Here is a 13494-nt window from a genome sequence, read left to right as displayed (position 1 = left end):
ACGAAGGCTAATGGTACTTAAATGTAACCAATTATTGGTTTCCTTCCTCTTGTAGCATTGGCGGGAAGTCTTTATCAGTGGGTGATCGGCTGGTTTTCCACAATTAATCTTTTGATCTTACACAATATGCTTTTTTAGGGGGATTTTGCTTACCTTTGCGCACTTATTTTCAGGGAGTTCCCTGCACTACATTAAAAAGAAAACAACAACAAAGTCATGGCAGACTTACGATTACAGAGAAACTTTGGTATTGCGGCACACATTGATGCCGGTAAAACCACCACTACGGAGCGTATCCTGCGCTATACCGGTATGATCCATAAAATAGGAGAGGTGCATGATGGTGCAGCTACTACCGACTGGATGGAGCAGGAAAAAGAAAGAGGTATCACTATTACCTCTGCTGCAGTTAGCTGCCAATGGAATTTCCCTACCGTAAAAGGTAAGGCTGATGCTAACACCAAAAGTTACTATTTCAACATCATTGATACTCCTGGCCACGTAGACTTTACTGTAGAAGTAGAGCGTTCTATGCGTGTACTGGATGGTCTGATCGCCCTGTTCTCGGCAGTTGACGGCGTAGAGCCTCAGTCTGAAACTGTATGGCGCCAGGCTAACCGTTATAAAGTTCCCCGTATCGGTTTCGTTAACAAAATGGACCGTTCCGGCGCTGACTTCCTCATGGTGGTTAAGCAGGTAAAAGAAATGCTCGGCGCTAAAGCTGTGCCTTTGCAATTACCAATCGGTGCAGAAGATGATTTCAAGGGTGTGGTTGACCTTATCAAAATGAAAGGTATCATCTGGCATATGGAAACAGAAGGTATGACCTTCGACGAAATTCCCGTTCCTGCTGATATGCAAGCAGAAGCTGAAGAATGGAGGCAAAACCTGATTGAGGCTGTTGCTGAATACGACGACAAGCTGTTGGAGAAGTTCTTCGACGATCCCAATACCATTTCTGAAGATGAAGTACATGAAGCGATCCGCAAAGCAACGATCGATCTGAGTATCGTTCCGATGATGTGCGGTTCTTCCTTCAAGAACAAAGGTGTACAGACTGCCCTGGATGCTGTTTGTCGTTACCTGCCATCTCCTATTGATATTGAAGATACGGTAGGTACTGATCCTGATAGTGGTGAGCAGATCACGCGTAAGCCTGATCCTAAAGCTCCTTTTGCTGCATTGGCCTTTAAGATCATGACCGATCCTTTCGTAGGTCGTCTTGCGTTCTTCCGGTGCTATAGCGGTCACCTCGATGCTGGTTCTTATGTATTGAACGTAAGAAGCGGTAAGAAAGAGCGTATCAGCCGTATCATGAAGATGTTTGCCAACAAGCAAAACCCGATCGACTTCATCGAAGCTGGTGATATTGCTGCTGCGGTTGGTTTTAAAGAGATCAAGACCGGTGATACCCTGTGCGATGAGGATCATCCCATCACTTTGGAAAACATGTTTATCCCTGAGCCGGTGATCGCGATCGCGATTGAACCTAAAACGCAGGCTGACGTGGATAAAATGGGTATGGCTATTGCCAAACTGGTAGAAGAAGATCCTACACTGCGTGTAAATACAGATGAAGATACCGGTCAGACGATCCTCCGTGGTATGGGTGAGTTGCACCTGGAGATCATCATCGACCGTATGCGTCGTGAGTTCAAAGTAGAAGTAAACCAGGGTGCACCCCAGGTGGCTTATAAAGAAGCGTTCCGTAAATCTGTTGAACACCGTGAGATCCTGAAGAAACAAACGGGTGGTCGCGGTAAGTTCGCTGACATCATCTTCGAACTCGGACCTGCTGATGCTGAATGGCTGGAAGCAAATCCAAAAGATAACCTCCAGTTTGTGAATGATATCTTCGGTGGATCTATCCCCGTGAATTCGTTCCTGCTATCCAGAAAGGATTCCAGAACTCACTCGGCACTGGCGTATTGGCCAGCTATCCTGTAGAGAATGTGAAGATCCGTGTATTTGATGGTAGCTTCCACCAGGTTGACTCTGATGCCATGTCTTTCGAGCTTTGTGCCAAGCAAGGTTTCCGTGAAGCAGGCCGTAAAGCGCAGCCTGTACTGTTGGAGCCCATCATGAAAGTAGAAGTTATTACGCCCGACCAGTACATGGGTGATGTTACGGGTGACCTTAACCGTCGTCGTGGTATGCTGGAAGGTATGGACAGTCGTGCAGGTGCACAGGTTATTAAAGCCAAAGTGCCTCTGAGTGAAATGTTTGGTTACGTAACACAATTGCGTAGCTTAAGCTCTGGCCGTGCTACTTCTACTATGGAGTTCAGCCATTATTCTCCTGCACCTAATAACATCGCTGAAGAAGTGATCGCTAAGGTGAAAGGAAAGGCGAAAGTGAGCGAATAATATTTGCACTTTTTTATATAAGAGCCCCGCCATTTGGTGGGGCTTTTTTCTGAAAAGCCTTCAAGAAGTTCCTTATCAACCTATCAAGGGATCAAATTTTTTCTACGTGCTCTGAGGCACAGCTGCGGATGCTTGATAGGTGAAGCCAGTTTTTGTGCCGGTTTATATACCAGTAAAGCCTCGGCCTTTAAGGTTGCAATACAGCTTCATATCCGAGTTGTTTGATCTTCTGCAGATATGCATTAAGCTGTTTGGTTTTTATTTTTGTTGTAATACAATTGGATCGGGTTGTGTAAAAGGTTGCTTGTCTTTAATCATATGCCAGACTGCACACAGGATCTTATGCCCTATAGCGATGAGCGCCTTTTTAGCGCCTATTCGTACCGCGAGGCTATAATATTTGTTACGTAGGTAGTCCTTTCCCTCGCCCTTGCAATGTGTAGCAGCCCAGGCACATTCTACTAGAACGGTTTTGAGTTGGGGTTGCCTTTTGTTATTCGGCCGCTTTTTTACCAGCACTTTCATTATTGCCAGGACTAATACCAGCCCACGATGCAAGGTGATGTGAAGATGGGAAAGCCTCCATATTGTCACCAATTTCACTAATGATAGTAGCGGCACTATCTTTCCCAACTCCTGGTATGGTTTGCAGTAGATCAACAGACAGTTGGTGACTTTGCAGATGTTCGTCGATCGCCTGGTCAACGTCTGCGATAACTGCCTGTATTTGGGCTATAGACTTTTGATTGTCTTGAGCATGAAGCGATGATGAGCAGTGATACGCCCCTGCAGGGATTTATGCAAGGTGTCTTTGGATGCTTTTACCCGACCAAGGGCCAGGGAGGTCAAAACAGCAGGATCTGTTTGGCCGCCAATGATGGCATCGATCACAGCTGACCCACTTTTGCCAAACACATCACTGATGACACTGCCGAGCTTGATGTTAGCGTCTTCCAGTATCTTTTGAAGGCGGTTCTTCTCGGCAGCAATCTGACCGGTGAGTTTCTTTTTATAGCGGAACAAGTCTCGCATTTCTCTTATGTCTGAAGGTGGAATGAAGCTGCCGCTCAATAATCCACTGAGCAATAATTTGGTCAGCCAACGGCTATCGGCCTTGTCCGTTTTGCGGCCAGGCACATTTTTACATGCCGGGCGTTAACCAGCAGGATCTCGAAGTCTTCTTCCAGGATATTATAGACAGGCTTCCAGTAAACACTGGTGCTCTCCATGGCTACGTGGGTAATACCAGTTTGCTTTAACCAATGGCGCAACTGCTCTAAAGAAGCAGTAAAAGTCTCAAAACTTCGGGTTTCTTCCACTATCCCTTGACCTCCAATACTGGCTACCACACTGTTCTTATGAACGTCCAGACCGCAGCCTGCAGCTACTACCTGGTCAAACTCAATTGTTGACTTTACCATAGTAACCTCCTTGTTTTGTATATAGGAAAGTTACCATTTTTCAACGGCTCACACTTTTCATGGGCGCGGATGCTCAAAAGGAATCAATGTTTTTGTGCTTGTTTCCCCAGTCTGTACCCCGGCTGCCTGCACGTTTTTTGGCCAAATCTGCACGGTTTTAGGTGATTTCTGCGCAGTTACTGGTTCGGCCCCCCGTAAAATGGTATACAGTCTTATATTTAGACACCCGGTTGTAAAGCCTGGACATGCATTTTATATTTGTAATGTCCTAAATACCTAAAGCAGTTCTTATGTTTAAACGATCTCTACTCCTGTTTGCCATCCTGGTATCACTTGCCTTTTGTATAATTGCGCAACAAACGCCCCCATCGATTGAATGGCAAAAAGCCTGGGTGGAACAAAGGATGACCGGGCAAAAAGTGTTATCCGCTCGTATGATAATGGGTTGCTGGTAGCCGGTGTATCCAAATCGAATGATGGTGACGTAACAGGTCACCATGGCTCCACCGATTCTACAGATGCCTGGCTGGTGCAGCTCAATGAACAGGGCAATATCCTGTGGCAAAAAAGCTATGGGGGTACAGGTAACGATGAGTTTGTACAAGTGATCCATACTGATGACCAGGAATATGTAGCAATTGGTCATACCAATACAGTTAACAACGGCGATGTAACCGGCTTTCATAACGTTAGCGGCACTTTCCAAGACCCGGATATATGGGTAGTAAAGATCAATCGTCAGGGAAACGTAGTATGGCAACGATGCCTGGGAGGCTCTTTTGCAGAAGGAGCAGGGAGTATCCGGCAAACTGCTGACGGTGGTTATATAGTTATTGGTTCCACGGCTTCTTCCGATGGGGATGTAACAGGCAGGAAGGGTAGTTATGATATTTGGGTGGTAAAGCTGGATAGTGACGGTGTGATCGAATGGAAGCAATGCTATGGCGGAACGGGTAGTGATTTAGGTAAGGATATACGTCCATTGCCAGGCGGTGGATATATCCTGGGTGGAGAAACTCAGTCAGAAAATGGTGATTTCCCCGGCTCACATGGGAGTTTGCCAGTGGGGATCAAAGTAACGCTCAATAATGCTGGTACCATTCAAAACATCTCCTACATCATTTCCCGTGGAAGTATCACCAACATAATACCTGAAACTAACGGTTCATCGTTTATTCATATTGATAATTATCAAAATTGTTATCCGATGAATGCCGATATCAAGGCTATGGGTATCCGGAACAATGGTGGCGGTTATGTGAGTTATGAGGCTTGCGATATGTTTGAAACCCTGGGATACTATGTTCGTGGCGTAGATATAATGACTCTTTTGCCTGGCGGAAATGGAGTGGTGGCTGCCAGTACCACGGATAACAGGGGCATGACATTACAAGGTGGAGAAGATGCCTTTTTGACCAACGTTAAGCTGGCCGGTGCCTATCCAGACTCTATGAAGACTATTTGGAAAAAAGCTTACGGAGGTACTGCCACTGATGCCTTTACTGGTGTGGTGTCGATGGGTGACAATGCTTACCTGTGTGTAGGCTATTCTAATTCCAATGATGGCAATGTAACAGGCAATCATGGAGGATTTGATTGCTGGATAGTAAAGTTCAACCCGGTTAATTTTATTAAAGGCACAGTGTTCATGGATTACAATGCGAATGGTGTAAAAGATGGTACTGAGCCTTTTGCCTACAATGTAATGGTACAGGTAAAGAAGGATACGGCTATTTATAGCACCCATCCTGTTCAGGGAGAATATGGATTTGCTGTTGACACCGGCAATTATACTGTTTCCATACCTATCATTCCTAATTATCACACGATAACACCTGCTTCACAATCTGCTAGCTTCCCTACTTATGGATCAACGAATAGCCTGCCTGGTTTTGCCCTGCAACCGATTCCCGGTAAGCGTGATTATGAAGTGAAAATAGCCGGCTATTCTGCAATCAGGCCTGGTTTTGATGTACAGTTATGGTTTACTTATGCCAATATAGGGACCGATACGCTGACAAACAGGTCAGTAAAGCTGATCAAGGATAGCAGATTGCAGTTCCTGTCTGCCACTCCTGCTCAAACAAGTATATCGGGCGATACCATTACCTGGAATATTGCTCAGCTTTTGCCTGGTGCATCCGGTTTGATCAATGTGTTGTTGAAAGCGGCTGCCCCTCCCGATTTGAATAATACTGATACTATTGCTTTGACCACGATCATCGATACAGCCGGCGATGTGGTACAAAGCAATAATACCTCCATCATACGTCAACCTGTGACTGGTTCCTATGACCCCAATGACAAGCAAGAAGTCCATGGTTCTACGTTGTTTAAGAGTGAGTATGATGCCGGTAACTGGCTTACTTATACGATCCGATTCCAGAATACTGGTACGGACACTGCTTTCAATATAACAATCCGGGATACACTCACCAATAAATTAGTGGGTAGTTCATTGGAAATGGTCGCTGCGAGCCATCCTTATAAGTTGCTGGTGAAAGGCAATAAGTATTGCAGCTGGACCTTCAACAACATTTTGCTGGTGGATAGTAACCGGAACGAACCTGCCAGTCATGGTTTTGTGACCTTCCGGGTAAAACCTGCTAACGGCCTTGCCCTGAATGATAAGATCCAGAACAGGGCCGCTATATACTTCGATTATAACCTGCCGGTGATTACCAATACACATGAAACGGTATTGAAGGCTACACCTATACCAGCACCTGCTCAACCAGTGGTGACTGGCCTGCAGGCTGCTTATTGTAGCAACCTCGGTGTGCAGAAAGGTAAGGTCACTAATTTGCCTGCGGCTGGAGGTGTAATAGCGGCCATTGTGAAGCTGGACAATGCAACGCTGGCCATTACGTCCGATAGCAGTTTTGCCTTTAGGGTAGATACTTTAACGGCCGGACAACACCAGGTAGTAGTAACCTTTACCAATGCTACAGCTACTAAAACGTACACTTTTGATTTTTCCGTAACGGCTGCCATAACGCCCGAAGTGAATATAACGGCTAATATCACCAATGTAGTGAATCTGACCAATACGGTAATAGTCACTGCGGCCAATGCTGCCGGTGGTGGTACTGCTCCTTTATACGCGTTTGCAAAGGATAAGGCATTTACCTCCATTGTGCAGGCGGAAGGAACTTCTGCCATGTTGAATATTGATCCTGCCACGCTGGTCATTGGAGATAACAAGGTTTATGTGCGGATGAAGACCAGCGCCACCTGTTATACTGTTCAAACCAACATTGACAGTATCCTTATCCGGCGTGATGCGGCCACCGGAATTGTTGATCCTGCCAATCCCGGCCTGGTGATCCTGGTAGCGCCCAACCCTTTTGGCAGTGAGATTATAGTGAAAGGACTGAATAGCGGCAAGGCCTACCGCCTGGTGGTATTCAACAACCATGGACAGGCATTGTATACCAGTGACGTGAAAAATAAGAATGTGGTGACGGTACCGGCTGGTAAGATCCCTGCGGGTGTTTACTGGTTGAGTATTTACGATGATAAAAAGAAATTGCTGGGTACTGAGAAATTGATAAAAGATTAACCATTTTTATCACACTTATCAGCCAAAACTGCACGGTTACAGGTTATTTCTGCACGAATATGGGTTTGTTGTAGGGCCTTTTGTTTCAAGCAATTACTTTTGCACATTAACCCCTAAACACACTCGATATGCGAAGGCTAACTGTAATGCTATGTCTGGTTTTGGCAACTTATTCTTTATCTGCACAGGGACCTGAATTTATGCACTCCTTTGGAGGTAAATACCTGTTTTACTCCAACTCAGATGGGGTTACTGGTGGTGCACTCCTTTACTCTCCCCGTGTTAATCTTAGTTCAGGTGGTAACAACACCTTTTCGGTCGGCACTCATTTAGCATTGGGATTTAGTGCCCAATCCGGGGCAGGGGGATCTAGTAGCTCCTTTATCCTCGATTTGCCACTGGTGGCAGAATATAATGTCGGATTTGGTGCTACCAAAGATGCAGAAGGGGGCTTTGGAGGATACATGGGAGCTGGTTATGGGATACACCGCGTGAGTATGCAAACGGACTATTATAGTGGAAAAGCTTCAGTACATGGTCCCGTTTTCACTGGTGGTGTTCGATTTCTTGTTAATCCAATAGGTGCTTTTGATATTGGCGCCAGCTATTCTCTTGATTTAAAAATAAAGTAAAAAGAAGCCAAACTCAACATCTTTGGTATTTCTGTTTCCTACCTATTTGGATTCCGGGAATCAAGGTATTAAAGGAATTTGATGTGCATCTGAAGGTATACACAACATTTGTATTTTAAAAATGTCTAATGCCTGTCATATAATGCATGCGTAACCTCTATACTCGATGGCTTTTGATTAGTAGCCCCCATGGGCTGCAACTCTCCCCAAAGTGAATTCAAATAGCAATGATGAACTCACGTAAAGGGCCTCTCTTCGGGGGCTTTTTATTGCCTATTAAAGACGCATTTAAAGGCATCTTACCATTAAACCTTCCTTTGGGACAATTGTCAAACAACCAGCTATCACAAATCCCCGTACAAAGGGGCATTATTTTGAAGTTTATTTCAGGTCACAGGATACACAGGCTTTCCGCAAGGAAGCTAAAGGTTAGCAGGTCCCGGCAATTGCCGGGATTTTTATGGGTAAATGTCCTCCAATCCGGTAGCAGGCCACCGCACAGTATGCTAATGTATCTGCTACACAACCTTTAAATTGGTTAATCCAGGTTTATCGGTATTCAGACTTTTGCTTTAATTTCCCGCCCTAAATTTTTACGCATGAAATGTCGGTCTACCTTCTTAACCAGGTTATTTTGCTTATGCCTGGGCCTCTTTTCCATGCACCTGTTAATGGCCCAGGGAGCTGTCAGGTGGACAAAAGATGGCAATGGTTACTTCAGTGCCCAGGGTGGAGAACTGGTACAAATAGCGCTTCCCCAAAACACGAAAACTGTGTTGCTTTCCAAAGAACAGTTAACACCTCCTGGTCAAAAGCCGCTTGCCTTCCGTAACTTTTCCTTTTCTGAGGATGATAAAAGATACTGCTGTTTGCCAATACCAAAAGGTATGGCGGCTCAATACCCGTGGTGATTACTGGGTATTCGACAGGAACACGAATACACTTAAGAAAGTAGGAAAGGGGCGTCCCGTTTCTTCCCTTATGTTTGCCAAATTCTCGCCCGATGGCGCTAAAGTGGCTTATGTAAGTGAATATAACCTGTATGTGGAAGACCTGGCCAGCGGAATAGTAAAGCAACTGACTACCGACGGCAGCCGAAAATTGATCAATGGCACTTTTGATTGGGTATATGAAGAGGAGTTTTTCTGCCGTGATGGTTTCCGCTGGAGCCCCGATAGCAAGCAGATTGCTTATTGGCAAATAGATGCCAAGAACACCAAGGATTATCTGATGGTGAATAATACAGATTCGATTTATCCCTTTGCTGTACCTGTAGAATACCCCATTGCAGGCGAAGCACCTTCTCCCTTCAAAATTGGTGTAGTGGATATTAACTCGGCCAATACCAAATGGATGGCCATTGCTACTGACCCTATATTGCAAAGCTATGTGCCCCGGATGGAATGGGCTGCTAACAATAACGAACTGATTGTTCAACACCTGAACCGCAAACAGAATGAAAGCCAGCTGATGCTTTGTAATGTACAAAGTGGCGCTGCCCAAACGATCTATACTGAAAAGGATTCGGCCTGGATTGATATTCTGCCGCTGTGGGACAATGATTATATCTGGGGTGGTTGGGATTGGCTCAATGGAGGTAAAGAGTTTATCTGGGCTTCTGAAAAAGATGGCTGGCGTCACCTGTACCGGGTAAGCCGTGATGGTAAAAAAGAAACACTCATCACTGTCGGAAACTATGATGTAATGGAAATTACCTGCATAGATGAAAAAAGCGGCTATGTGTACTTCATGGCTTCACCTGATAATGCTACACAGAAATACCTGTACCGTACCAAACTGGATGGTAAAGGTAAACCTGAGCGTATATCCCCGCTAATCAACAGGGTACCCATGATTATGATGTGTCGCCCAATGCCAAATTTGCGCAACACGTGTTCTCTAATTACTTTACGAGCTATACCAGCGAATTAATATCCCTGGCCGACCAAAAAGGAGTAAATGGAGAGAACAAAGTGGCTGATGCGGTTGCCAAAGCCGATAAATCAACCTCCAAGGTGGAGTTTTTAAAGTAAAGACTTCGGAAGGGGTGGAAATGGATGCCTGGATGGTGAAGCCCGATAATTTTGATGCTTCCAAAAATATCCAGTGGTGTTTTATGTATATACAGAGCCATGGGGGCAGAATGTAAAGGACCAGTTTGGCGTGGAAAGCAATTTTCTGTACCAGGGTAGCATGGCCAAGGATGGCTATATCTATATATCGATCGATAACAGGGGTACGCCTGTACCTAAAGGAAGGAACTGGCGCAAGGTGGTGTACCGAAAAATAGGATTGGTAAATATCCGCGATCAGGCGCTGGCAGCTACGGAGATACTGAAATGGCCCTTTACGGATACCAGCCGGGTAGCGGTATGGGGATGGAGTGGTGGCGGCTCCGCTACCCTTAACCTGATGTTTCAGTTTCCCGAGATCTATAAAACGGGGATCTCTGTAGCGGCAGTGGGCAACCAGCTTACCTATGATAATATTTACCAGGAACGTTATATGGGATTGCCGCAGGAAAACCGGGAAGACTTTGTAAGAGGTTCGCCCATAACTTATGCCAAAAACCTGAAGGGTAATTTGCTGTACATCCATGGTACTGGCGACGACAATGTGCATTACAACAATGCAGAAATGCTTATCAATGAACTGATCAAGCACAACAGGCAGTTCCAACTCATGTCTTATCCTAACCGCACCCACAGTATTTCGGAGGGACCGGGGACCTATCAACATCTATCGACTTTGTATAGCAATTACTTGAAACTACACTGCCCTCCAGGAGGAAATAATAGCCATAATGTATTGATTAATAATAGTTTATGGGCTTTGCAGATTCAGAAAACCCTGTGTTCATACGCATGATCACAGGGTTTCGCATTGATTGGTATTTGCCAAACTTACCTTAGCCAATTCCAAACCTATACCGTTCCCTAGGGAAAGGGGTATTTGACACAAAGAACATAGGGAGATGAGGCCAGGTTTATATACGGTTTGCCAGTGAGGCTAAGTATTGGCGCCCGGTTAAGAGTGGGGTGGTAAGGGGTGGGACGTGCGGAGCATGCATGGTTATTCAATAATGACAATTCTATGGAAATGAAAATTATAGTGTTCAACCCATACTGCTTTTGTAATGCCCCATTGTTGCATCAGTAATTTTGCTTTGACCTGGTTTGAGGAATGGGTAATATTCCGGCCTGCATAATACTCAATCATGGGATAGGTAAATGGGCCTAAATCCATAAATATCTTATAGTCCTTAGGAACTTGTTTTAGCTGCTCACCCATCACTGCAAAACTGTTGAAAGCCATTCCATCCCGGGATATGGACCCCGGTCTGTTAATGAAATAATATTGGCCCAGTGCAAGCACAAAAAACATAAGCAGTAACAGGTAAGAGGAAATGGTCTTAAAAGCAGCTAAAAACAATCGAGACCCGATATAAGCCAGGAGGAGGCCTGCAGGAATCACCGAAAATTCATGTGCGGAAGCCCAATCGATCAATACCACCCCGTACAGTAGTACAGTAGCGCCGTATAGGTATATAAACAGGTATTCCTGTTTGGAAAAAGTAAAACGAACTTTTGTCCATTTCAGGGTGATCATGCTTAGTACCATGAGCAGCAAAGGGGCAAATAAGCAGTGATAAAGTGACTGCCAAGGAAAATTAGCCTTTTCAGAAAGGAATATCGTTGTTGGTAATACTGCGTGAAAGGAAGCGTAATTGCCAATAGTGAAACACCGTTTGTAAACCAGTATACGAGGCGAATTGCCATAAAATAAGGGCTATTCCGGCCAATGTAGCTATTATGAGTACAAGTGCTAACAAAAGATATCGCCTATCTCTGGCATGCCTGAATAAGATCCAGGTAGCTGTGCAAAAAACAATAAATACAGCCATCCAATCGGTATATACCAACAGGATAAGCAGCAGGGCGAGTGAGAGTAAACGCCAGGGGGTAATTTTTAAGGGTGATTGCAATGTGGGTATCAATAACATTAGTATTCCAATAATGGCTGGAAGGATGATGGCTGTATGTACGTATCCATTCCCAAAATACCACAACATGCCTGGTGTGAATAGGAATAGCAAACAACCTATTGTTACGATGGTATACCGGTTGTTGGTAGTAGGGGGTACCAATTGTTGAAAAAAATAAAAGACGAGAATGAGGAAAGTAGGTTAAAGCAAAGGTTGAGGATGCGTAAATAAATGGGTTTAACCGGCAAATCAAACGCCTGATATACAAAATAGGGGATCATGTACCAGGCAGGTCCTAAGGATAGGTATAGTTGGTTGCCAGTGCTATCTATATAAACAGCTTTCACAGCACTCTTATCCCCGGCATTTTGATAATTCATGATCGGCGTATAATGGAAGTGATCTCCACCGCCTGCCTGTCGCCAGGATTCTATATTTATCAGGATCAGTGCAGTAATAAATTCGTGGTGTTTGGAAACCGGCCGGTTAAGATTGGGGAGGCGGACTAAGACGCTAATAATAAATATTAATGATATAATCAGTAATGCTTGTTTCTTTTGTATCACTGGTAGCATTTACGCGTATTAAAAAGGCCCTAATTTAGTTTTTCTTAACGTCAATTTTGATGGGTATAGGGTAAATTGATGGCAAAACCGATCCATGAAGTTATTTATACCCGTCCTAGCCAGTTGTTTCTTTTTTTCTTGTACGGTTTACCAGGTCATGACCGTCAGTAGTCCGGAGATCCGGCAAAACCAGGCTAGTGAGTTTGTGATCGAAAATGATAGCCTGGAGCTTTGCTACAACTTTAATGGGTTGGATGGCCCCATAAAAGTGAAGATCCGGAATAAGCTGCAACAACCGCTATATGTCGATTGGAAGCATTCGGCCCTCATTATCAATGATCGTGCAGTGAGTTATTCGCCCAGTACAATGGCTATTGAAGGGGTATTAGCGGCAGGGATGTTTAGCTGGACAAAGGAATGGTCTACCACTTATGGCCGCATTAGTGCCGAGGCTCTGCTTCCGCCAGAAATGGAATTTATACTCCCTCAGGCCTATGTTACCAAAAAGCTTATGGGTATAACCAATCAAGCTTTGGAGAACCTGCCTGATTCGCTGTTTTCCAAAAAAGGATACCTGCCATGGCTGATGGGTATGAAACGGTGAAACAAGCACTTTTACAGCCGCCTCATCTCCCTGGTTTTCAAAAAGTTACCTCACGGTGGTAATAGGAGATACCCTGCCCAGGCCGGTAGCTTATCAGCACAATTTTTATATGTCGGAACTGGTGAAAATGACGAACCCACCAGAATTGTTGACCGGTGATCAGCGGGGCGATCGGTTTTATGTGAAAGAACGACCTCTTAATGACAGTTTTACAATGGGTTATGAGGTAGTAGGGGGCAAAGCGGTGTTGCAAATACAGCTAATGTGCTGCGATGAGCAGGTTACGGAAAGTGTAGTGGTTCAAAGGTATTAATTATTGATTATTAATTATATATGTGTATATTTAAGGATATATATC

12 protein-coding genes and 1 pseudogene are annotated in these 13494 nt (G+C 44.7%); 8 read left to right on the top strand and 5 right to left on the bottom strand.

Annotated features, from left to right (window positions below):
• Positions 1-216: 216 nt before the first annotated feature.
• Together fusA and RS881_RS61960 are read left to right on the top strand one after the other, a co-directional pair.
• Positions 217-2000: pseudogene (gene fusA, locus RS881_RS42920) on the top strand (elongation factor G); the annotation flags it as partial.
• A 3-nt stretch (positions 2001-2003) separates the two neighbouring features.
• Positions 2004-2366: a hypothetical protein gene (locus RS881_RS61960; protein WP_425476403.1), complete on the top strand. Its 363-nt coding sequence runs from the start codon at positions 2004-2006 to the stop codon at positions 2364-2366.
• Between the two features lie 493 nt (positions 2367-2859).
• Here RS881_RS61960 and RS881_RS60710 read toward each other — a convergent pair whose 3' ends face one another.
• From RS881_RS60710 to RS881_RS42910, 3 genes are all read right to left on the bottom strand, one after another.
• Complete coding sequence (locus RS881_RS60710; RefSeq protein ID WP_350340313.1) at positions 2860-2964, bottom strand: transposase; 105 nt, start codon at positions 2962-2964, stop codon at positions 2860-2862.
• Positions 2965-3098: 134 nt separating this feature from the next.
• Entirely contained in the window at positions 3099-3503 is a 405-nt protein-coding gene (locus RS881_RS42915; RefSeq protein WP_315816409.1) for an IS110 family transposase, read from the bottom strand.
• Entirely contained in the window at positions 3461-3787 is a 327-nt protein-coding gene (locus tag RS881_RS42910) for an IS110 family transposase (RefSeq protein ID WP_315814407.1), read from the bottom strand. The genes RS881_RS42915 and RS881_RS42910 overlap by 43 nt, the downstream gene beginning before the upstream one ends.
• Positions 3788-4163: 376 nt before the next feature.
• On the opposite strand from RS881_RS42910, the gene RS881_RS42905 reads away from it, so the two are divergent.
• The 4 genes from RS881_RS42905 (at position 4164) to RS881_RS42890 (ending at position 10849) form a co-directional block, all read left to right on the top strand.
• Positions 4164-7349 (top strand): DUF7619 domain-containing protein, encoded by a 3186-nt coding sequence (locus RS881_RS42905; RefSeq protein ID WP_315816408.1) that lies wholly within the window; start codon positions 4164-4166, stop codon positions 7347-7349.
• A 128-nt stretch (positions 7350-7477) separates the two neighbouring features.
• Positions 7478-7981, top strand: a complete 504-nt coding sequence (locus tag RS881_RS42900; protein ID WP_315816407.1) for a hypothetical protein — start codon at positions 7478-7480, stop codon at positions 7979-7981.
• Between the two features lie 849 nt (positions 7982-8830).
• The gene (locus tag RS881_RS42895) at positions 8831-9913 is read left to right on the top strand and encodes a DPP IV N-terminal domain-containing protein (protein ID WP_315816406.1); all 1083 of its coding nucleotides are present in this window, start codon (positions 8831-8833) and stop codon (positions 9911-9913) included.
• A 174-nt stretch (positions 9914-10087) separates the two neighbouring features.
• A complete protein-coding gene (locus RS881_RS42890) occupies positions 10088-10849 on the top strand; it encodes an alpha/beta hydrolase family protein (RefSeq protein WP_315816405.1) in 762 nt (253 codons plus the stop codon).
• A gap of 204 nt (positions 10850-11053) precedes the next feature.
• Here the strand turns inward: RS881_RS42890 and RS881_RS42885 are convergent, their stop codons facing one another.
• Both RS881_RS42885 and RS881_RS42880 read right to left on the bottom strand, forming a co-directional pair.
• Complete coding sequence (locus tag RS881_RS42885) at positions 11054-11590, bottom strand: hypothetical protein (RefSeq protein ID WP_315816404.1); 537 nt, start codon at positions 11588-11590, stop codon at positions 11054-11056.
• A gap of 70 nt (positions 11591-11660) precedes the next feature.
• Entirely contained in the window at positions 11661-12128 is a 468-nt protein-coding gene (locus RS881_RS42880) for a hypothetical protein (RefSeq protein WP_315816403.1), read from the bottom strand.
• 498 nt (positions 12129-12626) lie between these two features.
• On the opposite strand from RS881_RS42880, the gene RS881_RS42875 reads away from it, so the two are divergent.
• Together RS881_RS42875 and RS881_RS42870 are read left to right on the top strand one after the other, a co-directional pair.
• Positions 12627-13136: a hypothetical protein gene (locus RS881_RS42875; protein ID WP_315816402.1), complete on the top strand. Its 510-nt coding sequence runs from the start codon at positions 12627-12629 to the stop codon at positions 13134-13136.
• A gap of 55 nt (positions 13137-13191) precedes the next feature.
• Positions 13192-13449 carry a hypothetical protein gene (locus RS881_RS42870; protein ID WP_315816401.1) on the top strand — a complete coding sequence of 86 codons (258 nt, stop codon included), beginning with the start codon at positions 13192-13194 and terminating at the stop codon, positions 13447-13449.
• The last annotated feature ends 45 nt before the right edge of the window (positions 13450-13494 follow it).

The organism is Paraflavitalea speifideaquila, from assembly GCF_032395985.1.
In the GTDB taxonomy this organism is placed as follows: Bacteria; Bacteroidota; Bacteroidia; order Chitinophagales; family Chitinophagaceae; genus Paraflavitalea; species Paraflavitalea speifideaquila.
This window is presented reverse-complemented; position numbering and strand designations above follow the sequence as displayed.